21 protein-coding genes and 1 pseudogene are annotated in these 24,349 nt (G+C 69.2%); 13 read left to right on the top strand and 9 right to left on the bottom strand.

The genetic code is table 11. The features are described 5' to 3' along the window. Positions 1-107: 107 nt before the first annotated feature. Positions 108-650: pseudogene (locus tag D7Y21_RS29320) on the bottom strand (hypothetical protein); the annotation flags it as partial. 227 nt (positions 651-877) lie between these two features. Here D7Y21_RS29320 and D7Y21_RS29310 point away from each other — a divergent pair. The 3 genes from D7Y21_RS29310 to D7Y21_RS29300 all read left to right on the top strand — a co-directional run bounded on the left by D7Y21_RS29310 (position 878) and on the right by D7Y21_RS29300 (position 2,492). Continuing rightward, positions 878-1,375, top strand: a complete 498-nt coding sequence (locus tag D7Y21_RS29310) for a hypothetical protein (protein ID WP_121717085.1) — start codon at positions 878-880, stop codon at positions 1,373-1,375. A gap of 135 nt (positions 1,376-1,510) precedes the next feature. Next, positions 1,511-1,999, top strand: coding sequence for a hypothetical protein (locus D7Y21_RS29305; protein ID WP_121717083.1), 489 nt, complete (start codon positions 1,511-1,513; stop codon positions 1,997-1,999). Between the two features lie 148 nt (positions 2,000-2,147). Next, complete coding sequence (locus D7Y21_RS29300) at positions 2,148-2,492, top strand: hypothetical protein (protein ID WP_233591761.1); 345 nt, start codon at positions 2,148-2,150, stop codon at positions 2,490-2,492. Positions 2,493-2,494: 2 nt separating this feature from the next. Here D7Y21_RS29300 and D7Y21_RS29295 read toward each other — a convergent pair whose 3' ends face one another. Beyond that, positions 2,495-3,784, bottom strand: coding sequence for a Fic family protein (locus tag D7Y21_RS29295; protein WP_120565444.1), 1,290 nt, complete (start codon positions 3,782-3,784; stop codon positions 2,495-2,497). A 180-nt stretch (positions 3,785-3,964) separates the two neighbouring features. Between D7Y21_RS29295 and D7Y21_RS29290 the strand changes: the two genes are divergently transcribed. The 7 genes from D7Y21_RS29290 to D7Y21_RS29260 all read left to right on the top strand — a co-directional run bounded on the left by D7Y21_RS29290 (position 3,965) and on the right by D7Y21_RS29260 (position 12,683). After that, complete coding sequence (locus D7Y21_RS29290; RefSeq protein ID WP_121717081.1) at positions 3,965-5,050, top strand: porin; 1,086 nt, start codon at positions 3,965-3,967, stop codon at positions 5,048-5,050. A gap of 117 nt (positions 5,051-5,167) precedes the next feature. Further along, positions 5,168-5,257 carry a K(+)-transporting ATPase subunit F gene (gene kdpF / locus D7Y21_RS29285; protein ID WP_120565442.1) on the top strand — a complete coding sequence of 30 codons (90 nt, stop codon included), beginning with the start codon at positions 5,168-5,170 and terminating at the stop codon, positions 5,255-5,257. A gap of 9 nt (positions 5,258-5,266) precedes the next feature. Further along, positions 5,267-6,985, top strand: coding sequence for a potassium-transporting ATPase subunit KdpA (gene kdpA / locus D7Y21_RS29280; RefSeq protein ID WP_121717079.1), 1,719 nt, complete (start codon positions 5,267-5,269; stop codon positions 6,983-6,985). A 2-nt stretch (positions 6,986-6,987) separates the two neighbouring features. Next, positions 6,988-9,048 (top strand): potassium-transporting ATPase subunit KdpB, encoded by a 2,061-nt coding sequence (kdpB, locus tag D7Y21_RS29275; protein WP_121717076.1) that lies wholly within the window; start codon positions 6,988-6,990, stop codon positions 9,046-9,048. Between the two features lie 26 nt (positions 9,049-9,074). Further along, entirely contained in the window at positions 9,075-9,674 is a 600-nt protein-coding gene (gene kdpC, locus D7Y21_RS29270) for a potassium-transporting ATPase subunit KdpC (RefSeq protein WP_121717074.1), read from the top strand. Between the two features lie 13 nt (positions 9,675-9,687). Beyond that, complete coding sequence (locus D7Y21_RS29265; protein ID WP_121717072.1) at positions 9,688-10,851, top strand: sensor protein KdpD; 1,164 nt, start codon at positions 9,688-9,690, stop codon at positions 10,849-10,851. Further along, on the top strand, positions 10,848-12,683 hold the full coding sequence (locus D7Y21_RS29260; protein ID WP_121717070.1) for an ATP-binding protein: 1,836 nt from the start codon (positions 10,848-10,850) through the stop codon (positions 12,681-12,683). Before D7Y21_RS29265 ends, D7Y21_RS29260 begins: the two co-directional genes overlap by 4 nt. A 9-nt stretch (positions 12,684-12,692) precedes the next feature. Here the strand turns inward: D7Y21_RS29260 and D7Y21_RS29255 are convergent, their stop codons facing one another. Together D7Y21_RS29255 and D7Y21_RS29250 are read right to left on the bottom strand one after the other, a co-directional pair. After that, entirely contained in the window at positions 12,693-13,154 is a 462-nt protein-coding gene (locus tag D7Y21_RS29255) for a hemerythrin domain-containing protein (protein WP_120565436.1), read from the bottom strand. Between the two features lie 118 nt (positions 13,155-13,272). Continuing rightward, the gene (locus tag D7Y21_RS29250) at positions 13,273-14,610 is read right to left on the bottom strand and encodes a sigma-54 dependent transcriptional regulator (protein WP_121717068.1); all 1,338 of its coding nucleotides are present in this window, start codon (positions 14,608-14,610) and stop codon (positions 13,273-13,275) included. A gap of 228 nt (positions 14,611-14,838) precedes the next feature. Between D7Y21_RS29250 and D7Y21_RS29245 the strand changes: the two genes are divergently transcribed. Both D7Y21_RS29245 and D7Y21_RS29240 read left to right on the top strand, forming a co-directional pair. Further along, on the top strand, positions 14,839-15,213 hold the full coding sequence (locus D7Y21_RS29245; protein WP_120565434.1) for a hypothetical protein: 375 nt from the start codon (positions 14,839-14,841) through the stop codon (positions 15,211-15,213). Positions 15,214-15,621: 408 nt separating this feature from the next. Continuing rightward, positions 15,622-17,214, top strand: coding sequence for a methyl-accepting chemotaxis protein (locus tag D7Y21_RS29240; RefSeq protein WP_120565433.1), 1,593 nt, complete (start codon positions 15,622-15,624; stop codon positions 17,212-17,214). A 66-nt stretch (positions 17,215-17,280) separates the two neighbouring features. Here D7Y21_RS29240 and D7Y21_RS29235 read toward each other — a convergent pair whose 3' ends face one another. The 3 genes from D7Y21_RS29235 to D7Y21_RS29225 form a co-directional block, all read right to left on the bottom strand. Beyond that, positions 17,281-17,586, bottom strand: coding sequence for a helix-turn-helix domain-containing protein (locus D7Y21_RS29235; RefSeq protein WP_233591760.1), 306 nt, complete (start codon positions 17,584-17,586; stop codon positions 17,281-17,283). Beyond that, positions 17,583-17,966, bottom strand: a complete 384-nt coding sequence (locus D7Y21_RS29230; protein ID WP_121717065.1) for a type II toxin-antitoxin system RelE/ParE family toxin — start codon at positions 17,964-17,966, stop codon at positions 17,583-17,585. The genes D7Y21_RS29235 and D7Y21_RS29230 overlap by 4 nt, the downstream gene beginning before the upstream one ends. Before the next feature lie 135 nt (positions 17,967-18,101). Further along, positions 18,102-19,754, bottom strand: a complete 1,653-nt coding sequence (locus D7Y21_RS29225) for a formate--tetrahydrofolate ligase (RefSeq protein ID WP_120565431.1) — start codon at positions 19,752-19,754, stop codon at positions 18,102-18,104. 178 nt (positions 19,755-19,932) lie between these two features. Between D7Y21_RS29225 and D7Y21_RS29220 the strand changes: the two genes are divergently transcribed. Continuing rightward, on the top strand, positions 19,933-20,712 hold the full coding sequence (locus D7Y21_RS29220) for a hypothetical protein (protein ID WP_121717063.1): 780 nt from the start codon (positions 19,933-19,935) through the stop codon (positions 20,710-20,712). Between the two features lie 112 nt (positions 20,713-20,824). On the opposite strand, the gene D7Y21_RS29215 is transcribed toward D7Y21_RS29220, so the two are convergent. Together D7Y21_RS29215 and D7Y21_RS41975 are read right to left on the bottom strand one after the other, a co-directional pair. Beyond that, positions 20,825-23,539 carry an AsmA family protein gene (locus tag D7Y21_RS29215; RefSeq protein WP_121717061.1) on the bottom strand — a complete coding sequence of 905 codons (2,715 nt, stop codon included), beginning with the start codon at positions 23,537-23,539 and terminating at the stop codon, positions 20,825-20,827. A gap of 235 nt (positions 23,540-23,774) precedes the next feature. Next, a partial coding sequence (locus tag D7Y21_RS41975) for a hypothetical protein (protein WP_121717059.1) occupies positions 23,775-24,349 on the bottom strand: 575 nt, incomplete at its 5' end.

The following is a 24,349-nucleotide window of genomic DNA, read 5'->3' as shown; positions in this document are numbered from 1 at the left end:
ACCCCCGCCATCGAGCGCCGCATCAAAGCCGCTCTTACACATGGAGCGAGCCGCCAAAGGACGAGGCAACATCATCGTCGTCGCAGCCACTCCCGCTAACACAGGTGTTTTGATGACAGTTCCGGCAGCGTCATCGTCAGGAGCACGGACAATGCGGCCGAGGTCACCATGGCCTTGAGCACCACCGGGTTCAGCAGCTTGCCGACCTCATCCTCGACACTGGCCCAGACCCCATCCAGCGCGAACGACAGGGCCATCAACGTCCGGTCCTTGCGCGAGAAGGGCAGCCCCGTTCCGCCCACCAGGGTCAGACAGTCGTCCCCATCGGGGCAGATGCGCGAATAGAGGGACTCCGGAGACGCCCCAGCCCCCGAATTTGGGAGCCCCTTCGAGGATGCGAGCAACGACCGGGACCTCACCCATCCTCGCTGGTCGGCCGCATCCATCTCGCGGAAGGCAACGTCCATGCGCATGTCCAGGATGAGCTGCGTGAGGGCCGCCTCGAACGCGTTCTCGCTCACCTGAACCGGATCCATATCCCGGGACTCGTGAACCACCTGCCTGCCGTCTCCAACATCAAGATGGACAACACGAGTCGTCGCACACCCTCCCAGGAAAAGTAGTAAGGCGATAAGCCACATCAACCGCATGGATGCTCCCGAAGACGCTCACCCTGGTAATCAAGAGGCAGGGCATTCTCATCCCCGAGTTTATCGTGGACGAGTTCCGCTGAGGCACGAGCCGCCAGGGATTCGAGGCCGCATCAGAAAAGGCGGGACCCTGACCTCCCTGTACCTGGAGCTGTACCGGCACGATGGGCTGCGGCAGGCGGTTGTTGAGTTGAGCCCGAGCTTGCTCGGGAAGTAGGAACGGCCGCATGACCTCACGTCGATACGTGCTCGTGGCCTGGATGGGCCTGTTGGTCCTGCATCCGGGGTGTGCGACGACTCCGGGCGACGTCCGCCTTCGTGCGGATGGAACGCCTATGTCGGAGAAGTGCCCGGAGAAGTCGCTGGAGGTCATGCGGTACCTCCAGCTCTATGTGGGCGAAGCCGCATGGGTCCAACTGGATGCGAACCAGAGCCGGGCGGAGACCATCACGCTGTATGACGGGCCTATCGAGAGCGTGTTGGATGAGGATATCGGCACTTTGGAATCGCCGCTTCGGCTGTACGGCCGCGTGTGGACGGGCGGAGCACAGCCGGTCATCCGGTACTACGAGGCGCAGTTCCTGAAGGGAAAGGACCGCGTGCCCATCTGCGCGGTAGCGAGGCTCGGCTTCGGGCAGCTGCGCAAGCGACCCGAGTCCAAGCCAGGAACGGCGATCCTCAACTCCCCGCGCGCGGGCGTGTACATCGTGGACGAGTTCCGCTGAGGCATGGGCCGCCAGGGATTCGGGGCGGCATCAGATTTGTTGACCACCCTGCGGCTGGAGCTGTACCGGCAGGATGGGCTTCTGCAAGCCTTTGTTCAGCTGGAGCCGACCCTGCTGGAGGAGTAGGAACGCCTCATGATTCCCCGCCAATACGTGCTCGTGGGCTTGCTGGGGCTGCCGCTGGGTTGTGCGACGACCCCGGGTGACGTCCGGCTTCGCTCGGATGGCACTCCCATGGCGGAGAAGTGCCCGGAGAAGGCGCTGGAGGTCATGCGATACCTGCGCCTCTACGTGGGGGAGTCCGCATGGGTACAGCTCGATGCGAACCAGAGTCGGGCGGAGCACATCACGCTTCACGACGGGCCCATCGAAAGCGTGCTGGATCAGGACGTCGGCACGTTGGAATCGCCGCTCCGGCTGTATGGCCGCGTGTGGACGGGTGGTGCTCAGCCGGTCATTCGCTACTACGAGGCGCAGTTCCTGAAGGGAAAGGACCGCGTGCCCATCTGCGCGGTGGCGAGGCTCGGCTTCGGGCAGCTGCGCAAGCGACCCGAGTCCATGCCAGGAACGGCGATCCTCAACGCACCGCGCGCGGGCATGTACATCGTGGACGAGTTCCGCTGAGGCGTGAGCCGCCAGGGATTCGAGGCGGCATCAGATTTCCGAGGCTGTCTCCGCCCGCCAAGCGCGCGGAATCCCAGCGACGCCCCCCTGGTCCACGCCTTGCTCCGGGCATGACGCTTCACGATTCGAAGGAGCCACGATGCGCTGGATGCGAATGCTGAGCGGTTGTCTGACGGTGATGGCCCTGGCGGCCTGTGGTTCGGGCGGCGAGGGCGGGCAGGGGAGGCTGAAGCTGCGCGAAGGTCAGTCACTGGACCTGGCGCAGGAGTGCGGAGTGGACCTGCCCCAGTGTCCCCAGGGCCTGTCCTGCCTCGTGCTCAAGCTGGACGGCGTGTCCCAGGCACGCTGTGTGGACGACTCCAGGGTCTGCACCGAGCTCGTGTCCTGCACGGGCGGCACCCAGTGCGCCATCCTGGACTCGTACCCCGGACAGGTCGCCTGCTCGGGCAAGTGCACCTCGGACTGCGACTCGTCCGTGTCCAGCAGTCCGTGAGGTCAGCGAGTCTGGAGCAGGTGCTTGATGGCCGCGGTCCAGATCTCCGTTGCGAGCTGGATCGCGGACACGTCTGACTGTGGATGGCTGAGACCAGGCTCATCGCGCAAGACACGGAAGGTGTGTCCTGTGGGGACCGCTTGGATCCAGTAATCAGACCCAATGTTCCTCATGCCTGGAATGGTGAACTGGATACAAGCAGCCTCCCGGCTCCACCCACCTGGAGGGTTCACGCCGAGGGATAGTTCCATGTGCTCGCCATGGCTATCCCCTACAAGCTCGAAGAGGCGATAAGGGGCTCTCTGCATGATTGCCCACTCACGTTCGGTCAGAACAGGAAGGTCGGAGACATGCAGGCGCGGTTGATTGCTCTCTGGGAATCTCGACATCAACTGCCCCGCGAAGTCCACGAGTGCTTCATGAAGGGCCCGGACGGCTTCGTACCAACGGCTGAACTGGGATGACGTCGCGGCTCGCGTCTTGCCCAGTTGCTCCGCAAGGTAATCAATCGCGGGCTCACGGACTTCAGTCACCTCACGGGCCGCGCGCTCGTACTCCGCGAAGCTCTGGTCCAGACGGTCGAGCGTCAACTCCACCATCGCGGAGATGTCTCCCGAATGGGACGCATCGAGCGCCGTGTAGTAGCGCGCCCGGTCCTCGACGAGCAGGACGATGGCCGGGTAGTGCTCCCGCATCAGCAACAGGTTGGCGATCAGCCTCCCTGTCCGTCCGTTCCCATCCACGAAGGGATGGATCGTCTCGAACCACGCATGCGCGATGGCGCAGACGACCACGGGATGCTCCGCCTTCGCCCCAGCCAGCCACTCACCGAAGCCCCGCATCTCCTCGGGCACCCGGACCGCTTCTGGAGGCACGTGCACCGTGCCTCCAATCCGCACGTTGATGCGCCGGTAGACACCGGCGTTCTCCGGGTCGATGCCCCGCAGGACGATGCCGTGCATCTCGCGCACGTCGCGCTCACCCAGCACGGTCTCCTTGCTTGCCAGCGCTTCCACGAAGTCGAGCGCGTGCGCGAGGTTGACCGCCTCGAAGTGATCCTTCAGCGACTTGCCCGCGATGGTGATGCCGTCTTCCACTACGGCGCGCGTTTCTGGCAAGGTCAGCCGGTTCCCTTCAATCGCATTCGAGTTGTACGTGTGGTGGATCCGGAACCAGTGCCGCAGGCTCTGCACCGCAGCAGGCGGCATCGTGGCGGCGCGTAACCGGCGCATGCGCTCGGTCGCCTGCTGAAGCCTGGGTTCGATGCTCTCGCTCCACCGGTACCGATGCACGCCAACCACCTCCGCTCCCTACTGTAACGCCGTCGCCCCCTTTCACCTCGCAGGGGCGAACAGGGCCAGTTCGTGCACATTGCAATCCGGACCTGAGTGCCGCGCACGCAACCTCTCGGAATGCCTGGGCCTGACGGAGGCCCGCTCCGGTACGGCGGATGCTCATGAAGGGAGCCCGGTATGGCTCCCGACATTGCTCCCCACCTGCTTCACCTGCTGCTGACGCAGTCCCCTCCCGAAGCGCCCTCGCTGCTCTCCCGACTCAAAGTCGAGGGCGGCGTGGACGCCTACTACGCCTACAACCTCAATCGCCCCGACAGCGACGTGAACTTCCTGCCGGGCACCGGCACCACCGCTCGGCGGCATGACGAAATCACCGTCAACCTGGCGTCGCTGGGCGTGAACCTGGCGCCGGAGCCCGTGGGCTTCCGCGTCCTGCTCGGCTTCGGCACCGGCATCGACGTGCTGCACCGCGCGGAGCCCGAGGAGGACGCCACCGGCCCGGACGTCTGGCGTTATGTGCAGCAGGCATCGCTGTCCTTCGCGCGAGGCCCGCTCACCCTGGAGGCAGGCATCTATCCCAGCCACATCGGCTTCGAGTCCTTTCAATCCCAGCTCAACTGGACCTACAGCCGCTCGTGGATGGGCGAGTTCTCGCCCTATTACCAGACAGGCCTCAAGGGGACCTGGCGCTTCGATGGGCACTGGAGCGCGCAACTCCACCTGCTCAATGGCTGGCAGACCATCGGGGACAACAACGGCGGCAAGGCCCTGGGCACCCAGGTCGCCTACGCGGGCGACCGGCTGAGTGCGGCCTTCAACACCTTCGTGGGCAACGAAGGCGCCGGGGATGCGGAAGCCCTGCGCCTGTTCGCGGACACCGTCGTCACCCTGAAGGCCACCGACGCCGTGAGTGTCGCCGCCACCGCGGACGTGGGCCGGCAGGCCCGCCCGGGGACCTCCGCCGCCCTCTGGTACGCGGCGGGCGCCAACGTGCGCGTCCAGGTCTCGGAGCCCGTGGCCGTGACCGCGCGCGCGGAGGTGTACCGCGACCGGGATGGCCTGCTCAGCGGCACCCCGCAGACCCTGGTCGAGGGCACGCTCACCCTGGAAGTGAAGCCCGCTGAACACCTCGTCCTCAAGGCCGAGGCCCGCCACGACCACTCGACCCAGAACGTCTTCGACGGTCCAGCGCGCGGAGAACAGCCACCCCTCCCGCGCCAACACCAGACGTTGTTCGTGGTCGGCGCGGTCGCCACCTTCTGAACCCTGAAGCGGAGCTTTCACCCATGGACATCGTCCTCATCCTGGTGACCAACGGTTTCTTCGCGCTCTGCGCGGCCTACACCCACGGCTGCGAGCGCTTGTGAGGAGTCCCCCGTCATGACCTTCGAATACGCCGCAGGGGCCGCGCTCGCGGTCCTCCTCTCCGTCTACCTCGTCTACGCCCTGCTTCGGCCCGAGCGCTTCTAGGAGCCCGCCATGACCCTCCTTGGCTGGCTCCAGACCCTGCTGTTCTTCGCGCTCGTCCTCGCGCTGACGAAGCCCGTGGGCCTCTACCTCTTCCGCGTCTTCGAGGCCGACACCCAACCCCTGCCCCGAGTGCTCGGTCCCATCGAGCGCGCCCTGCTGCGCCTGTGCGGCGTGCGCCGCGACCAGGAGCAGACATGGGGCCAGTACACCGCCGCCCTGCTCGCCTTCAGCGCCGTGGGCCTCGTCGTCCTCTACGCACTCCAGCGGCTCCAGCACGTGCTCCCGCTCAACCCCCAGGGCCTGCCCGCCGTGGGCCCGGCGCTCGCCTTCAACACCGCCGCCAGCTTCGTGGCCAACACCAACTGGCAGTCGTACGCCGGTGAATCCACCCTGAGCTACGCCACCCAGATGCTGGGGCTGACGTGGCAGAACTTCGTCTCCGCCGCCACGGGCCTGGGCGTCGCGCTCGCCCTCGCGCGAGGCCTCACCCGCCGCCCTGGCCCGGAAGGCCGCAAGACCCTGGGCAACTTCTGGGTCGACCTGATGCGAGGCACGCTCTACGTGCTCCTGCCCCTGAGCTTCCTCGTGGCCCTGTTCTTCGTATCTCAGGGCGTGCTCCAGAACCTCGCGCCCTATCCCGAGCACACCACCGTGGAAGGCGTGCAGCAGACGCTCGCCTTCGGTCCCGTGGCCTCGCAGGAGGCCATCAAGATGCTGGGCACCAACGGCGGCGGCTTCTTCAACGCCAACAGCGCCCACCCCTTCGAAAACCCCACGCCGCTCACCAACCTGGTCCAATTGCTGCTCATCTTCGTGCTGCCCGCGGGCCTCACGTACACCTACGGCAAGATGACCGGAGACACGAAGCAGGGCTGGGTCCTCTTCTCGGCCATGTCCGTCCTCTTCCTCTTGGGCGCCGCCGCCAGCTACGCCGCGGAAGTCCAACCCAACCCCGCGCTCACCGCCGCGAACGTCGTCCAGGACGGGAACCTGGAGGGCAAGGAGACGCGCTTCGGCGTCGCGGCCTCCACGCTGTTCGCCACCGTCACCACCGACGCGTCATGCGGCGCGGTCAACTCCATGCATGACAGCTTCACGGCGCTCGGCGGGCTGGTGCCCATGGTCAACATGCAGCTGGGCGAGGTCATCTTCGGCGGCGTCGGCGCGGGCCTCTACGGCATCCTCGTGATGGCGGTGCTCGCGGTCTTCATCGCGGGTCTGATGGTGGGCCGTACGCCGGAGTTCCTCGGCAAGAAGATCGAAGCGCGCGAGATGACGCTCGCGATGCTGTACGTGCTCGTCTTCCCGCTGGTCATCCTGGGCTTGTCCGCCGTGGGCGCGGTGCTCCCGCAGGGCACGTCGTCCCTCAACAACGCCGGGCCGCACGGCCTGTCCGAAATCCTCTACGCGTTCACCAGCGGCGTGGCCAACAACGGCAGCGCCTTCGCCGGCCTCAACGCCAACACGCCGTTCTGGAACCTCAGCCTGGGTGTGTCGATGCTCGCGGGCCGCTTCCTGATGATGGTGCCGGTGCTGGCGCTGGCGGGCTCGCTCGTGGGCAAGAAGGCCGTGGCCCCCGGGCCCGGCACCTTCCCCACCGACGGCGTCCTCTTCACCGGCCTGCTCGTGAGCGTCGTCGTCGTCGTGGGCGCGCTGACGTTCTTCCCCGCGCTGTCCCTGGGCCCCATCGTCGAGCACTTCCTCGGCGCGGCCGGAAAGGTGTTCTGACCATGGCCCCCGCAAGCAAGCAGGCCTCGCTGTTGGACCCCACGCTGCTCAAGCCCGCCGTCTGGGAGAGCTTCAAGAAGCTCCACCCCCGTGACGTGGCCCGCAACCCGGTGATGTTCGTGGTGTGGGCCGGCAGCCTCCTCACCACCGTGTTCGTCCTCAAGGACCTGACGGTCTCTGGGGAACCCACCGCGCCCATGGGGTTCACCGTGTCCGTGATGCTGTGGCTGTGGTTCACGGTCCTCTTCGCCAACTTCGCCGAAGCCGTGGCGGAGGGCCGCGGCAAGGCCCAGGCGAGCGCCCTGCGCCGCATGCGTCAGGACACCCAGGCCCGCCGCCTCACCCACGACGGCCGAGAGGAGCGCGTCGGAGCCCCCGCCCTACGCAAGGGGGACCGCGTGGTGTGCGAAGCCGGAGACATCATCCCGGGCGACGGCGAGGTGCTGGAGGGCATCGCCAGCGTGGACGAGTCCGCCGTCACCGGCGAGTCCGCCCCCGTCATCCGCGAGTCCGGCGGCGACCGCTCCGCCGTCACCGGAGGAACGAAGGTGCTGTCCGACCGCATCGTCATCCGCATCAGCGTGGACCCCGGCGAGTCGTTCCTCGACCGGATGATCGGCCTGGTGGAGGGCGCGGCCCGCAAGAAGACGCCCAACGAAATCGCCCTGCACATCCTGCTGGTGGGCCTCACGCTGGTGTTCCTGATGGCGTGCGTGACGCTGGTGCCGCTGGCGCTCTACTCGGGCGTGCCTCTGTCCGGCACGGCGGTGGTGGCGCTGCTGGTGTGCCTCATCCCCACGACCATCGGCGGCCTGTTGAGCGCCATCGGCATCGCGGGCATGGACCGGCTGCTGCGCAAGAACGTGCTCGCGCTCAGCGGGCGCGCGGTGGAGGCGGCGGGGGACGTGGACACGCTGCTGCTCGACAAGACGGGCACCATCACCCTGGGCAACCGCATGGCCACGGAGCTGCTGCCCATGCCGGGCGTGCGCGCGGAGGAGCTGGCGGAGGCCGCGCAGCTCGCGAGCCTCGCGGACGAGACGCCGGAAGGGCGCTCCGTCGTCACGCTGGTCAAGGACACATACAAGATGCGTCCGCGCGAGCTGCGAATGCACCAGGCCACCTTCGTCCCCTTCACCGCGCAGACGCGCATGAGCGGCTGCGACCTGGTGGACCCGCACCCTCGAAGCATCCGCAAGGGCGCGGTGGACGCCATCGTCCGCTACACGCAGGAGCAGGGCGGCACCGTGCCGGAGGAGCTGACCCGGGCTGCGGGCCGCATCGGTGACGCGGGCGGCACGCCGCTCGCCGTGGCGGACGGCGCGCGGGTGCTGGGCATCATCCACCTGAAGGACGTGGTGAAGGGCGGCATCAAGGAGCGCTTCGACCGCTTCCGCGCCATGGGCATCCGCACGGTGATGATCACCGGCGACAACCCGCGCACCGCGGCGGCCATCGCGCGAGAGGCCGGCGTGGACGACTTCCTGGCGGAGGCGACCCCGGAGGCGAAGCTCGCGCTCATCCGCGCGGAGCAGGGCAAGGGCAAGCTCGTGGCGATGACGGGCGACGGCACCAACGACGCGCCCGCGCTGGCCCAGGCGGACGTGGGCGTGGCCATGAACACCGGCACCCAGGCCGCCAAGGAGGCCGGCAACATGGTGGACCTGGACTCCAACCCCACCAAGCTCCTGGAGGTGGTGGAGGTGGGCAAGCAGTTGCTGATGACGCGAGGCACGCTGACCACGTTCTCCATCGCCAACGACGTCGCGAAGTACTTCGCCATCCTCCCGGCGCTGTTCATGGGCGTCTTCCCGCAGATTGCCCCGCTCAACGTGATGAGGCTGACGTCGCCGTTCAGCGCCATCCTGTCCGCCGTCATCTTCAACGCGCTCATCATCGTGGCGCTCATCCCGCTGGCGCTGAAGGGCGTGCGCTACCGCCCGTTGGGCGCGGCGGCCCTCCTGCGCCGCAGCCTGCTCCTCTACGGCGTGGGCGGCGTCATCGTCCCGTTCGTGGGCATCAAGGTCATCGACGTGCTGCTCACCACCGTGGGCCTGGCATGAGCACTCGAGAAAGGAACACCGACACCATGGTCTCCGCGCTCCTCACCGCCCTGCGTGTCAGCGCCGTCACGCTGGCCCTTACGGGCGTGCTGTACCCCCTGACCGTCACCGGTGTGGCGCAGGTGCTGTTCCCGGATGAAGCCAACGGGTCGCTCGTGAAGGATGACCGCGGCCAGGTGGTGGGCAGCGCGCTCATCGCCCAGGGCTTCACTCAAGCCGGCTACTTCCAGCCGCGTCCCTCCGCCGCGGGCACGGGCTGGGACGCGACGGCTTCCAGCGGGAGCAACCTGGGCCCCACTTCGCGGAAGCTCCGCGACCGAGCAGTGGCGGAGGCGGACCGGCTGCGCCATGAGAACCCCGAGGCCGAAGGCCCCGTGCCCGGCGAGCTGGTGACAGCCTCCGCGTCCGGGTTGGATCCGCAGGTGTCGCCGGAGTCAGCGCTGTGGCAGGTTCCCCGCGTGGCGCGAGCGCGCGGCCTGGACCCTGCGCGCGTGCGGGCGTTGGTGATGTCACGGGTGGAAGGCCGGACGTTCGGCGTGCTGGGAGAGCCCCGGGTGAACGTGCTCACGTTGAACCTCGCGATGGACCGTCAGTTCGGCGGACCCGCGCCCACGGCCTCCCGGTGAGGAGGAGGCAGGCATGACGACGCGGCGCCCTCGCGCGGAGGACTTCCTGGAGCTGGTGGAGCGCGGCCGTCGCGGCCGGCTGAAGCTCTACATCGGCTTCGCGGCGGGCGTGGGCAAGACCTTCCGCATGCTGGAGGAAGCACACGCGCTGAAGGCGCGCGGCGTGGACGTGGTGCTGGGCTTCATCGAGACCCACGGTCGTCCCGAGACGGAGGCACGGGTCGCCGGCCTGGAGGTCGTGCCGCGCCAGCGCATCACGTACCGAGACGTCACCGTGGAGGAGATGGACCTGGACGCCATCCTCGCGCGCAAGCCGCAGGTGGCCATCGTGGACGAGCTGGCCCACACCAACGCGCCCGTGTGCCGTCACCGCAAGCGCTACCAGGACGTGCAGGAGTTGCTGGCCGCGGGCATCAACGTCATTGGCGCCTTCAACGTGCAGCACCTGGAGAGCCTCAACGACCTGGTGGAGCGCAACACCGGCGTCACCGTGCGGGAGACCCTGCCGGACAGCTTCCTCAAGACGGCCGACCAGGTGGTGAACCTGGACCTCGCGGTGGAGGACCTGCACGAAAGGCTCAAGACGGGAAAAATCTACGCGCCGGACAAGGTGCCGCACGCGCTGGAGCGCTTCTTCACCGGCGACAACCTCTCCACGCTGCGCGAGCTGGCCCTGCGCGAAGTGGCGGAGAGCCTGGACCGGGCCACCACGGGCAGGCAGGCCCGAGCTGGCGAGGACGCATCCCAGAAGGGCGGCACGTGGGGCCGGGTGCTGGTGGCCCTCTCCAGCCATCCGCCGCGCGCGGCGACGCTGCTGCGCCGGGGCTCGCGCATGGCGGGCCGGCTCAACACGGACTGGTTCGTGGTGTACGTGGAGACGCCGGGCGAGGCGCCGAACCTCATCGACGCGGAGGCGCAGCGGCACCTGCTGACGAACATCGAGAAGGCGAAGGAGCTGGGCGCGGAGGTGGTGCGCCTGCGCTCCCGCGACCCCGTGGCGGCGCTGCTGGACTTCGCCCGCTCGCACGGCGTGGGGCACATCATCATCGGCCGTTCGCACCAGTCGAAGTGGCGCCAGCGGTTGGGGATGACCGCGGACGCGCGCCTCCTGCGGGAAGGGGAGGGCTTCGACATCCACGTCGTGTCCTTCGAGTCCCATGAGGAGAAGCACCCATGACGCTGCGCTCGCGTCTGCTGATGGCCCAGGCGCCGCTGGTGCTGGCATTGCTCTTCCTGGGAGCCACGGCCGTCATCACCCTGGCGCGCGTGGGCCGCTCCGGCCAGCAGGTGCTGGAGGACAACTACCGCAGCGTGCTCGCCACCCAGCGCATCACGGAGCAGTTGGAGCGCATGGACAGCGCGGCGCTGTTCATCATCGCGGGCGAGCGCGAGCGGGGGCTCACCCAACAGGCCACGCAGCGCCCTCCGCTGGAGACGGAGCTGGGCGTCCAACTGGGCAACATCACCGAGCCCGGCGAGGCGGAGGCCACGCAGCGGCTGCGCACCGCGTGGACGAAGTACCGCGAGGAGTTCGACGTCTTCCTCCAGGCACGTGACGCGGGGGCCGCGCGCACGCGCTACTTCGAAGCGCTCGCTCCGGCCTTCCAGGAGGCGAAGGCCGCGGCGTCGTCCGTCCTCGCGCTGAACCAGGACGCGATGGTGCGCAAGAACGACCAACTGCGCCAGCAGAGCGAGCAGGTGAACACGCTGATGGCGCTGGCGGTGGTGGCGGCGCTGGGCTTCGGCCTGTTCTTCACGACGTCGCTGGTGCAGCGAGCGCTCAGGCCGGTGTCCGTGCTGTCCCAGGCAGTGCGCCGCCTGGGGCAGGGCGACGTGGAGGCGCGAGCCGCGGTGGAGGGGCGGGACGAAATCGCCGGGCTCGCGCGGGACTTCAACACCATGGCGGAGCGGCTGGCGCAGTACCGCAAGAGCAGCCTGGGCGAGCTGCTCCAGGCACAGGCGGTGTCCCAGGCGGCCATCGACAGCCTGCCCGACCCCGTGCTGGTGCTGGGCGCGGAAGGAGGGCTGCTCAACGTGAACGCCGCGGCGGAGAAGGTGCTGCGCCTGCGGCTGGACGAGGGCGGGGACGCGCTGGGCCGGGTGGAACCGGAGGTGCGCGCCGTGCTGGAGCGGGTGCGAGCGCACGTCGTGGGCGGAAGGGGCGCGTACCAGCCCCGGGGCTACGAAGAGGCGGTGCGCGTGGAGTCGTCTCCGGAGGGCGTCCGGTGGCTCCTGCCGCGAGGCAGCCCGGTGCACGGCGAGACCGGCGACGTGGTGGGCGCCACGCTCATCCTCCAGGACGTGACGCGGCTGAGGCGCTTCGACGAACTGAAGAACGACCTGGTGGCCACGGTGGCGCACGAGTTCCGCACGCCGCTCACGTCGCTGCGCATGGCCATCCACCTGGTGGCGGAAGGCGTCGTGGGACAGGTGACGGAGAAGCAGGCGGACCTGCTCTTCGCGGCGCGCGAGGACTGCGAGCGGTTGCAGGGCATCGTGGATGACCTGCTGGACCTGTCGCGCATCCAGTCCGGGAAGCTCCAGTTGGACGTGCGGGAGGTGAGCACGGAGGAGCTGGTGGAGCAGGCGCTGGCCGCGCAGCGCACGCTGGCGGAGGACCGCGGCGTGCGCCTGTCGCAATCCCTGTCACCGGACGTGGAGACGGTGCGGGTGGATCCAGACCGGTTGCGGCTGGTGTTGGGCAACCTGGTGGGCAACGGCGTGAAGCACACGCCGCACGACGGCGAAGTGTCCGTGCACGTGTCGCGTGACGGCACCCACGTGCGCTTCGAGGTGAAGGACACCGGCGAAGGCATCCCCGCCCAGGAGCAGGCCCGCATCTTCGAGAAGTTCTACCGCGCCCCGGGAGCCCCAGCGGGAGGCGCGGGGCTGGGGCTGTCCATCGCCCGCGACATCGTCCAGGCCCACGGCGGCGAGCTGGGCGTGGTGAGCGCGCCGGGGCGGGGCAGCACCTTCTGGTTCACGCTGCCGCAGCCTGAGCAGGGCTGAAGTCCGCGGTCATTGCGGAGCGGACGCCTCCAGCTGCCGCATCGCTTCGTTCTGCGCGTCGGACGCGGAGCGGACGATTTCAGCGCTCGACAGGCCGAACGCGCCCGCGTCCATCTTGCGCAGCTGGGGAATCACCTCGCGCTCCTCCTCCGTCATGTGCTGGGCCACCACCGCCTCCAGCTGGCGCACCGTGGCCTCGCGGCGGCGCGGGTCGTGGCGGACGCGCAGCAGCTCGGAGAGCAGCTGGGTCATCTCCCCGTGCTCCTCCACCGCGAAGTCGATGCGCGGCCCGTCCACGACGCTCCGCGCGACGGGATACACCCAGCGCTCCTCGACGGTGCTGTGCATCGTGAGCGTTTCGGCCAGCCGCAGGCACAGCGCGGGCTTCTCTTCGTCCGGCGCATGGTGCCAGGCCTCGAAGAGGGCCTCGGCGTCGCGGTGCTGCTGGATGAGCACGTCGATGAGGTTCATGACGGGCCAGGGTTCGCACGCGCGCGCAAGGGCGCAATCCACTCTCCAGGACGAGCGCCCCTGCACGCCCCGGCCTCCAGTGCCGGGCCTGCATGCACTGGCGCACAGGCCGCGTGCGTCACGTCTCCGCTTCGTACTTCTTGCGCTTGCGCCACAGCGTCGACGCATCGATGCCGAGCAGCCGGGCTGCTTCATCCAGCGTCGGCACGGAGGCCATCACCCGCAGGATGTGTTCGCGCTCCACCGCTTCCAGCGTGTGCGGCCCGCCCAGCGTCGCCCCTGGCCCCACCGCGGACGCGATGCGCTCCGGGAACGCCTGCGGCTCCACGACTCCCGACGCGCCCACGATGAGCGCCCGCTCCAGCGCGTTGCGCAGCTCGCGCACGTTGCCCGGCCAGGGGTAGGCCCGCAGCATCGCCTCCGTGGCGGGCGACAGCTCCGGGGCCGGACGCTGCGCGGCCTTCGCGAAGAAGGCGATGAAGCGGCGGGCCAGCGGGAGCAGGTCCTCCGGCCGCTCGCGCAGGGCGGGGAGCTTCACCTCCAGGACGTTCAACCGGTACATCAGGTCCTCGCGGAAGCGTCCCTCCGCCACGTCCTTCTCCAGGTCGCGGTGCGTGGCCGCCACCACGCGCACGTCCGCCTTGCGCGTGCGCCCCTCGCCCAGCCGTTCGAACTGCTTCTCCTGCAGGAAGCGCAACAGCTGCGCCTGGAGCGCGGGGCTCATCTCCGCCACTTCATCCAGGAAGAGCGTGCCCCCTTCCGCCTGCTCCACGCGCCCCGGCTGGTCCTTCACCGCGCCCGTGAAGGCGCCGCGCGCGTGGCCGAACAGCTCGCTCGCCAGCAGTTGTTCGGACAGGGTGGGGCAGTTGATGGTGACGAAGGGCCGCTTGCGCCGCGCGCTCATCGAATGCAGCGCCCGCGCCAGCACCCCCTTGCCCGTGCCGCTCTCCCCGCGCAGCAGCACCGAGGCGTCGGACGTGGCCGCGCGCTGGATGAAGCCGATGGCCGCGTGCATGGCCGGAGACGCCGTCTCCAGCGTGGCCTCCGGCACCGCCTGCGCCAGCTGTCCCTCCAGGTCCCCCAAATGCGAGGCCAGCTCACGCTGCGCCTTCGCGCGCTCCAGGACGTGACGGATCTGCGCGGGGGTGAACGGCTTGGGCAGGTAGTCGCGCGCGCCGCGCTTCACCGCCTCCACGGCCGTGTCGAACGTCGCGTAGGCGGTGATGAGGATGACGTCCAGCGCGGGGGACTCAGCGAGCAGGCGGGGCAGCAGCTCCAGTCCGGACGCGTTGCCCAGCCGCAGGTCCACGAACGCCAGGTCCGCCGGGCCCTGGGCGAGCGCCGCGAGCGCGGCCTCCGGCGTGGCGGCTTCGCGCACCTCGCAGCCCAGACCTTCCAGGCACACTCGCAGGGTGTGGCGGATGTTTCGCTCGTCGTCCACCACGAGCACCCGCATGGGGCGCTCCGTCGCCTCGGTACTGGCACGCACTTCCATGGTCCCAGTCTAAGAGCACGCCGTGTGCCGGGCCCGTCTGTCGGATGCCGGGCGGCGCAAGCCTCGGGGGCGCATTGCATCCGGCACGGTGTGCCCTGGATGGCGGTTGCAAGGTGCAACGCGGGACGGGCTGGTGTCTGCTGCGGCACGGCCGTGCGGCTGGCACGCGCCATGGATGGAAGGGAGCCCATGGGCAACGAAGGGACGCCTCCGGACGAGGGGGGCGATGAAAAGAACATCTTCGCGAAGGAGCTGGCCCCTCCGCCCAGCATCTGGCTGCGCAAGGGCACCTGGCTGGCCCTCGTCTTCGTGGCGATGGTAGGCGTCTTCATCTGGCTCCAGGGCGGGGAGGACCGCGCGCTGGACGCCATGTCCCCCTCGCAGCGTGAGGCCCTCTTCACGGACACCCGCGACGAGTTCCGCCTGCTGTGCCTGGCGGACGGCGGCGCCTCACGCTGGCCCAAGAAGTGCGCGAATCACGCGGCGTTCCTCGTCCGCTTCTCCGAATGCGATGACACCTGCCACCGCGAGGTGGAGCCCTTCCTCCCACGACCCACCCGCTGAGCGCCGCCGAGCGGCCGGGCCAGGGCCTGTATGGACGCACCCAGGCCACCGACACTGTCAGTGAAGCCCATGCCGGACGGCTGGAATGATCGCGCCAGGATGCCTTCCGGGCCTCCTCGGCAGACGTGAGGCGTCCTCCACCGAGTGTCCCACCTGACAGGACGAAGTGTCCCGTATGACCCTGCGGGGCAATGCAGACCCGTTTCCAGGATATTTCAAGGGGCGCGGGCTTGAGTCGGGGGGAGAGGTGTTGTCTATCCTACGTGTCCTGACGGAGCCCCGGTCTTCGGGGGAGCCCGTTGGGGCCGCGGAAGGATGAGCGACAATGAGCTGGCGCAGCAGGCCCGGCGCGGGAGTACGGCCGCGCTTCATCGGGATGGGTGACATGGGCCCGCGAGGGGGTGCGTGATGGCGATGAGGCTCAAGCAGAAGATGATGGTGCTGCCGACGGTGGCGGCGGCGTTCCTGGTGGCCATCGTGGCGGTGACGGTGGTGTTGGGCGCGCGCACGCGAAATGCCTCGGAGCGCATTGGTGCCAGTCTGGCGCCGTCGGTGAGCCAGGCGCAGACGTCCCGCGCGGGGTTCGCCGCGCTACACCAGGACGTGGCCGACGCGGTGGCGTTGCACGCGGTGAAGCAGGAGACGCTGGACGCGCAGGTGCAGGAGCTCCAGAAGGGGCTCACCGCGCTGCGAGCGTTTCCGGACGTGGACGGCCCGAAGGTGGAGGCGTTGCAGGGGGCCTTCACGCGCTACTGGCAGGAGGCGTCGCAGGTGGTGGCGCTGGCGGCGCGCAATGACGCGGCCGCGGAGGCCGCGCTCGGGAAGCTGGAGCCCTCGTACCGGACGGTGCACGCCGACCTGGAGTCCGTGACGGCGCAGCAGGAGGCGTCACAGCGAGAGACCTTCATGGAGGTGTCGTCGCTGCACGGCATGACGCTGACGTGGGTGCTGGTGCTGGCGGTGACGTGCATCGTGGCGCTCGCGGTGGCCACGGTGTGGCTGCTGCGCGAGGTGACGACGCCCCTGGCGCGGCTGACGGCGACGGCGACGCGCATCGTGCGGGAAGGCGACCTGTCGCTGGCCATCGACACGAGCGCGCAGGACGAGGTGGGCGAGCTGGCGCGCAGCATCCAGACGTTGATGACGCGGCTGGGCTCGGTGCCCAACACGCTGCGCTCGGTGGTGACGGAGCTGACGGCGGCGGCGTCGCGGCTGAACGCGGCGAGCCACGAGCAGCTCAACTTCCTGACCAGCCAGTCGCGCAGCCTCACGGAGGCCAGCTCCACCATCGCGGAGATCGCCCAGACGTCCGGCATGGCGGCCAGCCGCGCGGAGATGGTGTTGAAGGTGGCGGCGCAGGCGGACGCGTACAGCGCCTCCGGACAGGTGTCCATCGAGCGGAGCGCGGAGGGGTTGCAGCAGATCCGCGCGCGGGTGGGTGCGCTGGTGGGGAGCATTGGCGTGCTGTCCGAGCAGGCGGTGCACGCGGGTGAAATCATCGGCAGCGTGAAGGACCTGGCGGACCAGTCGAACGTGCTCGCGTTGAACGCGGCCATCGAGGCGGCGCGGGCCGGCGAGGAAGGCCGGGGCTTCGCGGTGGTGGCCAAGGAGATGCGGGCGCTGAGCAGCCAGTCGCTGCAGAGCACGCAGCGCATCGGGAAGATCCTCCTGGAGATCAACCAGGCCATCCGCGAGACGGTGGGCATCGCGGAGGAGGACAGCCAGAAGATGGAGGAGGGCATCGAGCAGGTGCTCTCGTCCGCGACGACGCTGAAGGACATCACGCAGGTGGTGCAGGAGAGCAGCCAGGCGGCGCGGCAGATCGTCGCCTCGGTGACGCAGCAGAACGCGGGCATCACGCAGATGACGGAAGTGGTGACGCAGCTGTCGGAGATGATGAGCGACGTGGTGATGGCCACGAGCAACGCCGAACAGGCGGTGGGGCAGATCAACACGTCCCTGGGCAAGCTCCAGGAGCTGTCGACCACGTTCCGCGTCTAGCCGTCCGCGAAGGCATCACGCAGGGCCCACGGGCCGCTCCGGAACACCGGGGCGGCCCGTCGTGCGTCAGACGCCCTTGAGGATGATCCGCTTGTCGCCGAAGACGGCGGAGACCTCGATTTCTCCGCCCATGGCCTCCACGGCGCGCCGGAGCGTGGAGAGCCGGTGATCGTCCCGGGCTTCGGTCTGGGAGAGCTGACCCTGGGAGATGCCCATCCGTTCGGCGAGCTGCGTCTGCGTCATCCCCGCGAACTCGCGCACCTCCCGCAGACTCATCTCCAGGAGTTCCTTCCGGACGCGCTCATCCTGTTCCTTGAGTTGCGCTGGCGTGAACTTCTCCCGGCGCATCCCCTTCCAGCTGTGGAGCTTCATGACTCCGTCTCCTCGCGCTCGTTTTTCGAATCGTCGTGAAGTCCGGCGGCCCTCTCCCAGAGGTATCGCAGCCAGATCTTCTCTGCCTGGGGGATCATTCTCTCGTAGAAGCGCTTGTCTCCGGTCTTGTCGCCCCCCAGAAGCAGGACTCCGTTGCGCGCAGGGTCGAAGGCGTAGAAGACCCGGATGGGATGCCCTCCGGACTGGATGCGGAGTTCCCGAAGCGGCTGGGAAGAGCCCTTGAGCTGGCTGCTGTACGGGAACCCAAGTGCGACCCCCTTCGCGGCCAGAAGCTCCACCCCGTGGTCCACGGACCGCGCCGTCTCTTCGTCGAGAGCAAGGAACCAGTCCCGGAACTCATCGGTTCCGAAGACTTCAATCCCATGAGACGGAATATCATTCCTGGATGATATTCCGTCAAGATGATGGGGGGATGTCTTGGTGCGCTTGGAATGGGCCAGGGGCGAGTGCTCCCGTCGAGAGAAGACGGGAGACGTTAGGCCCTACCTCTGACGTCACTCGCCCTGCATCAGGCCCGTGATGCTGCCGTCTGGGTGGACCGTGACGCGGCGGGCAGCGGGCTCGCGCGGCAGGCCCGGCATGGTGAGCAACTCTCCAGTCAGCGCCACCAGGAAGCCTGCTCCCGCGGACAGGCGCACCTCTCGCACCGTCAACGTGAAGCCTCGGGGCCGGCCTGTCTTCGCCGGGTCGTCCGACAGGGACAGGTGCGTCTTCGCCATGCACACCGGAAGCCCCGCGCCTCCCAGCGCTCGCGCTGTCTCCAGGTCCTTGCGCGCCCCTGGCGTGAAGGCCACGTCGTCCGCGCCGTACACCGTGCGCGCGATGGCGCGGATCTTCTCCTCCGGCGTCTGCTCCAGCTCGTAGAGGAAGCGCGGCTTTGGCGGCGCCGCGTCCGTCGCGTCCAGCATCGCCAGCACCGTGTCCGCCAGCTCCAGCGAACCCTCGCCGCCCTTGCCGAACCCGTCGCATACGGCGATGCCCACGCCCCTCGCCTTCGCGAACGCGCGCACTTCGTCCAGCTCGCCTTCCGTGTCCTGCGGGAACCGGTTCACGCACAACACCGCCGGCAGGCCGAACGCCGCCACCGACTCCAGGTGCTTCTCCAGGTGGTTGAAGCCCTTCAGGAGCGCCTCGCGGTCCGGCTCCGCCACCTGCGCCGCCGCCGCGCCGCCGTGGTGCTTCAGCGCCCGCAGCGTCACCACCAGCATCACGCCCCGGGGCCACACGCCCGCGCTCCGGCACTTGATGTCCAGGAACTTCTCCGCGCCCAGGTCGAAGCCGAAGCCCGCCTCCGTCACCACCTCGTCCGCGTACGCGAGCGCCAGCCGCGTGCCCACCACCGACGAACACCCGTGCGCGATGTTGCCGAACGGCCCCGCGTGCACGATGGCCGGCCCGCCCTCGCGCGTCTGGGCCAGGTTCGGCATCAGCGCGTCCTTGAGCAGCGCCACCATGGACGCCGCCGCGTTCACGTCGTTCGCACGCACCGGCGAGCCGTCCGGCGCCTGCCCCACCACGATGCGCCCCAGCCGCGCCTCCAGGTCCTTCAGGTTCTCCGCCAGCGCCAGGATGGCCATCACCTCGCTGGCGGCCGTGATGTCGAAGGACGTCTCTCGCGGCACGCCGTGCGCCTTGCCGCCCAGCCCCACGATGACGTTGCGCAGGAACCGGTCGTTCATGTCCATCGCGCGGCGCCAGCGCACCCGCGTGCCCTCCAGCGCCACCGGGTGGCCGTAGTACACGGCGTTGTCCACCAGCGCGGACAGCAGGTTGTGCGCGCTGGTGATGGCGTGCAGGTCGCCGGTGAAGTGCAGGTTGATGTCCGCCGCCGGCTCCAGGCTCGCCTGCCCGCCGCCGGTGCCGCCGCCCTTCACGCCGAAGACGGGCCCCAGGGACGGCTCGCGCAGCGCCGCCACCGCCTTGCGGCCCCGCTTGCGCAGCCCCATGGCCAGCGCCACCGACATGGTCGTCTTGCCCTCGCCCGGGGGCGTGGGGTTGATGGCCGACACCAGGACCATGCGGCCCTGGCGCGAGCCGCGGCCCAGGGCGTCCAGCGACACCTTGGCGCGGTCGCGGCCCCAGGGGAGGACGTCTTCCGGCGCGAGACCCAGCTCGGCGCCGACTTCAGTGATGGGACGGAGCGTCATGGCGGGGGACTCTCCGTGCCCCGCCGGAGGAGGTCAACGCTCGCGACACGGAGGGCAGGCAGGCACGCATCGCAGGACGGTTCCCCGGGAGGCGGGCAGGGTGGGAGGATGCAGGCGCAGGGCGGAGCCCGGGGGCGCGATGGAATACGCGGCCGGGAGTTCCGTCAGGGAGAGCATCATGAACCGCATTCTCGGCATCGCATCGGTGGGGTTGGCTTCGCTGGCGCTCGGGGTGGCCCTGTGGGGGCCTGGGAAGTCGGAGGCCCCTGTCGTCCAGGAGGCGCCCCGCGTGCAGGACTCGACGGCGGACGTCCGGGCGCTCCAGAACCGGGTGAAGGCGCTGGAGGAGACGGTGCAGCTCCTGTCCCGGCGGATGATGGCCTTCGAGCAGGGCGGTGGAACGGCCTCGGCCGGCACGGGCGGTCCTCCTCCCGCGGGCCTGGAGGCGGAGGTCGCGAGGCTGCGCGAGGAGCTGCGCGGCGTGGTGGTGGGCGAGGCGCTGACCAACGACAGCGCGAAGCAGTCGCTGAAGGAGCTGATGCGCACGGTGCAGGACGAGCAGCGCACCGAGCAGCGCCAGCAGTGGCAGCAGCAGGTGGACCAGATGCGCGTGCAGGCGGAGACCGAGCGCTCCCAGCGCATGAAGGACTTCATCAGCAACGCGCGGCTCAACTACAGCCAGGAGCAGGCGCTGACGAAGGCGATGCAGGCCGAGGACGCGAAGCGCCAGGAGCTGTCGACGGCGATGGCGGGAGGCCGGCCGGGCCGTGACATGCGTCAGCAGATGCGCGACCTGCGCACGCAGACCGATGCGGAGATGCAGAAGGTGCTCAGCGCGGAGCAAATGACGCAGTACCAGCAGATGCGCCGCGACGACATGAACCCGCGCGGCGCTGGCGGCCCCCGTGGCGGGCCCATCGGCGGTGGCTGGGACACGCGCGCCGCCGGCGGGCAGTAGCGGTTCAGCCGCCGGACTCCATTTCGGTCCAGTCAGGACGCCGATGCACGAACGCCGCGAAGCTCCCTGGAGAGCTCCGCGGCGTTCTTGCGACCCGCGAACTTCGCGGCGCCTACTTCCCGCCGAAGATGCCCTTGAGGCGCTTCTTCGCCTCTTCCTCGGCGCGCTGCTTGGCCTTCTCCTGCTCGAGGCGGGCCTGGTCTTCCAGCTTCTTCTTCTCCTCGTTGGCGCGCGCCTCCAGCTCCTGACGCTTCGCCTCTGCTTCGGCCTTCGCCTTGTCCTGGCCGCCCGTGATGATGTCCTCCACGGCCTTGCCCTTCTCACCCAGCAGACCGCCCAGCGCGGCGCCTCCGGCCATCTTCAGGATGGTCGTCGCCGCCGGCTTCACGTCCACGCCCGTCACCTCCGGGCTCCACGCCTTGCCTGAAATCTTCAGCCCCACCGGGATGGCCTCCGTCGGCGTCACCTTGCCCACCGTCAGCGTCTTGATGGTCGCGGGCGTCAGCGACACGCCGCCCGTCAGGTCCAGCGTGCCGTCCAGCCCGATGCCGCCGTCGAAGCTCATCGCCGCCTCCGGCCGCGTCCAGGTGATGGGCTTGCTCAGCTGCGCCACGCCGTTCTTGATGGTCACGCTGAAGGGCAGGTCCCCACCCAGCGACGTCACGTCGCCGCTCTTGAGCGCCTTCGCGAAGGGCAGCGCCTTGGCCAGCGGCCCCGTCACGGACGACACCAGGTCCTTGCCCAGGAACGTGCCCTCCAGCAGGTTGCCGTTGATGCCGCCCAGCAGCGTCTGCTGCAGCTTGTCCGGCGTGTAGCCCACGCCCTGCACGTCCACGTTGCCGTTGAACTTGCCCGTCAGCACCTGCTTCGGCGTGCGCGCCGCCAGCGCCTGCGCCACCTCCAGGCCCTGCACCTGCACCTTCGCGGTGAAGGGCCGGGCCTCCGGCGCGGGCCCCAGGCGGATGGTCGTCCCGTCCGCCACCACCTTGCCGCCGTAGATGCCCGTCGAGAACTTCTCCACCGTGATGAGGTCGTCCACCATCTTCACCACACCCGTCACGTTCGTCAGGTCCATCGCCGTGTAGCGCAGCGACGCGATGGCGAACTGGATGTCACCCCGGTAGCCGTTGAAGCGATTGGCCTCCCCAGGCGGCGGCTCCGGCGGGGGCTTGCCTCCCGTGCGAGACAGCACCTGCTCCTCGCTCATCAACAACTTCTCCGCATCCAGCTTCGCGGCCTTCACGTCCGCCTTGAACGTCGTCGTCGCCTTCTTGCCCGTACCCGCGAGCGCCACCGTGGCGGTGCCCGTCACCGTGTCCTCCAGCGCGCCCAGGCTCATGCTGGTGACGTTCACCGTCATCCCGCTGCCCGTCTTCGCCGGCGCGTACGTGCCCGCCGCCGCGACCTCCAGCCGCTGCCCCGGCGCCTTGTTCACCAGCAGGCCCGGCCGCATGTCCACGCCGTTCAGGTCCGCCTTCGCGTCGAAGCGCAGCGCGCCGCCGCTCGCCGCCGCGCCCGTCACCTTCGCGTTCAGCTTCATCGCGCCGCCAGCTTCCTTCGTCAGCTGATCCGGCACCCGCAGCCGCACCGGCGTCAGGTCCACCGCGATGTTGATGGCTTGCGCTTCCTGCGTGCCGCTGCCGCGCACGTCCAGGCCAATGGGGCCGGCGATCATCCCGTTGAGCTGCTTGCGCAGCGGCGGGTAGTACTCGGCGAGCACGGCGGGATCCAGGTTGCGGCCCACCAGCTCAAGGCCCTCCACCGCGGGCTTGTCCGTGAGCAGCCCCTTCACCTTGCCCTTGCCCGTGATGGCCGCGGGGCCCAGGTTCAGGTTCAGCTTGTCCAGCGCCAGGTCACCGGTGGCCATATCGCCCGTCACGTCCGTGTCGAGCACCACGTCCAGCGCCTTGCCGCCCTCGGAGCCGGCGAACTTCATGCCCAGCGCCTTGATAACGCCCACGAGCTTCGTGGGGCCCTTGCCGCCGGGCACCGCGCCGCCCAGGTCCGCCTTCCAGTCCGCGTCCAGCGTGCCCGCCTGCAGCCCCACGTCCGGGGGCAGGAACGGCCCCAGCGGCGACAGGTCGATGTGCTCCGCCTTCAGCGTCACCTGCTCGGGCGTGGGGATGAGCGTCGCCGGCAGCGGCGCCGCGGCGAGCGTCATCTTCAAGTTCTGCTTGTCCGCGAGCACCGCCGCCGCCAGGTCCACCTTCAGCGGCTGGCCCACGCGCAGGTCCTTCACCTCGATGTCCAGGTCCTTCACCGCCAGCTCGCGCGCCTGAGCTCCGCCCGCCCGGTCCACGAAGCGGATGGTGCCGTCGGTGAGCGCCGCGCGCTCCACGTGCACGCCCGACAGGTCCGTGGGCTGCGTCTCCTCCTCGGGCGTCTCCTCCTTCGGCTGCTGCGCGGCCAGCTTCTCCTGGAGGCGCTGCACGTTGGTGGTGCCGTCCGCCAGGCGGATGACGTTCACGGTGAGCCCGGACACCTCCGCGTCCTGCACGCGGATGTCCTTGCCCTTGGAGGTGAGCAGCGGCATCGCCGCCACGCTCACGGTCACGTCCTTCACCTCCGCGAGCGGCAGGTCCTCGCCCTCGGCGGCGCCCACGCTGACGTTCTGGATGTGAGCGCCCACGTAGGGAAAGAGCTTCGTGGAGACGTCGCCAATCTCGATGGGGCGCCCCAGCTTCTGCGAATACGTCGCGGCCTGGTCGCGCGCCGTCTTCAGCAGGATGGCGTCCAGGCGCCACAGCACCACCGCCACGATGGCGATCAGGAGGACGAGGATGCCTCCCAGCACATACGGCCAACGCTTCTTCTTCACAGCCGCCACGGTTCCTCCTCCGTCGGGAGAGCGGTCGAACGCTTAGCGCAGCGCCAAGAGCGCCGCACCTCCCATGCACACAGGGAGGTTGCCAGCGTGACGGTCAACAGCCGGAGGGAAAGTCACACTCCTGTCGACCCTTGCATCCAGGCACGGCAGCCCCACCCAGGAAGGGGCCTCCCATGCTTTGAGGACGCATAAGGTCCGGAGCTTTCAAGGAATCATGGGGTTCAACGGGCGGCGCCTACAGGTCGATGACCTCCGGCTCCATCCCGGATGGCGGCGGCGTGTCTCCCTGTCCTTCCAGCAGGAAGCCCCAGGGCGCGTACACGTTCCCGCCGGTGAAGGCGTCCACGTAGAGCACCACCGGCGTGTCCAGCCCGTCGTACGTGACCTCGAAGATGGACAGCTGGCCCTTCCCCTCGCCCTGGCCATCCACCTGGGTGAACTCGCAGCAGTCCCCCATGAGGCGCCACGCCACCGGCTGGCCCTGCGGCCCGCGCAGGAGCTTGAAGTACGCCATCACGCCCTTGTCGCCCCAGCCCACCCGCACCGGGTTCTCCGGCCGGGTGCCGTAGGTCAGCGGATCCGGCCGCTTCGGCATCAGGGGCGCGGTGCGGCGCATCACCTCTTCCATGGACGTGCCCGGGGAAGCGCACGCCGTCAGGAGCAGCAGCGCGGCGGGGATGCATCGGAACAGGGACATCGGGACCTCCAGCTCGGACAGCGGGGCCAGGTTGCCCATCAGGTCCCAGCCCTGCACCACCAGCTCCTCCGAGCATGTCTCCGCCTCCAGGGTCCGCTCCGGAGTGACGAAGC

It is taken from the genome of Corallococcus sp. AB045, assembly GCF_003668895.1.
Taxonomy (GTDB): domain Bacteria; phylum Myxococcota; class Myxococcia; order Myxococcales; family Myxococcaceae; genus Corallococcus; species Corallococcus coralloides.
The sequence above is the reverse complement of the archived record's forward strand: the minus strand, read 5'-3'. Positions and strand labels throughout refer to the sequence as shown.

Excerpts from the sequence above, each read along its gene's own strand:
- D7Y21_RS29310 (WP_121717085.1), top strand. The coding sequence starts at position 878 with ATGACCTCACGTCGATACGTGCTCGTGGCCTGGATGGGCCTGTTGGTC.
- D7Y21_RS29305 (WP_121717083.1), top strand. The coding sequence starts at position 1,511 with ATGATTCCCCGCCAATACGTGCTCGTGGGCTTGCTGGGGCTGCCGCTG.
- D7Y21_RS29300 (WP_233591761.1), top strand. The coding sequence starts at position 2,148 with ATGCGAATGCTGAGCGGTTGTCTGACGGTGATGGCCCTGGCGGCCTGT.
- D7Y21_RS29290 (WP_121717081.1), top strand. The coding sequence starts at position 3,965 with ATGGCTCCCGACATTGCTCCCCACCTGCTTCACCTGCTGCTGACGCAG.
- kdpF (WP_120565442.1), top strand. The coding sequence starts at position 5,168 with ATGACCTTCGAATACGCCGCAGGGGCCGCGCTCGCGGTCCTCCTCTCC.
- kdpA (WP_121717079.1), top strand. The coding sequence starts at position 5,267 with ATGACCCTCCTTGGCTGGCTCCAGACCCTGCTGTTCTTCGCGCTCGTC.
- kdpB (WP_121717076.1), top strand. The coding sequence starts at position 6,988 with ATGGCCCCCGCAAGCAAGCAGGCCTCGCTGTTGGACCCCACGCTGCTC.
- kdpC (WP_121717074.1), top strand. The coding sequence starts at position 9,075 with ATGGTCTCCGCGCTCCTCACCGCCCTGCGTGTCAGCGCCGTCACGCTG.
- D7Y21_RS29265 (WP_121717072.1), top strand. The coding sequence starts at position 9,688 with ATGACGACGCGGCGCCCTCGCGCGGAGGACTTCCTGGAGCTGGTGGAG.
- D7Y21_RS29260 (WP_121717070.1), top strand. The coding sequence starts at position 10,848 with ATGACGCTGCGCTCGCGTCTGCTGATGGCCCAGGCGCCGCTGGTGCTG.
- D7Y21_RS29255 (WP_120565436.1), bottom strand. The coding sequence starts at position 13,154 with ATGAACCTCATCGACGTGCTCATCCAGCAGCACCGCGACGCCGAGGCC.
- D7Y21_RS29250 (WP_121717068.1), bottom strand. The coding sequence starts at position 14,610 with ATGCGGGTGCTCGTGGTGGACGACGAGCGAAACATCCGCCACACCCTG.
- D7Y21_RS29245 (WP_120565434.1), top strand. The coding sequence starts at position 14,839 with ATGGGCAACGAAGGGACGCCTCCGGACGAGGGGGGCGATGAAAAGAAC.
- D7Y21_RS29240 (WP_120565433.1), top strand. The coding sequence starts at position 15,622 with ATGGCGATGAGGCTCAAGCAGAAGATGATGGTGCTGCCGACGGTGGCG.
- D7Y21_RS29235 (WP_233591760.1), bottom strand. The coding sequence starts at position 17,586 with ATGAAGCTCCACAGCTGGAAGGGGATGCGCCGGGAGAAGTTCACGCCA.
- D7Y21_RS29225 (WP_120565431.1), bottom strand. The coding sequence starts at position 19,754 with ATGACGCTCCGTCCCATCACTGAAGTCGGCGCCGAGCTGGGTCTCGCG.
- D7Y21_RS29220 (WP_121717063.1), top strand. The coding sequence starts at position 19,933 with ATGAACCGCATTCTCGGCATCGCATCGGTGGGGTTGGCTTCGCTGGCG.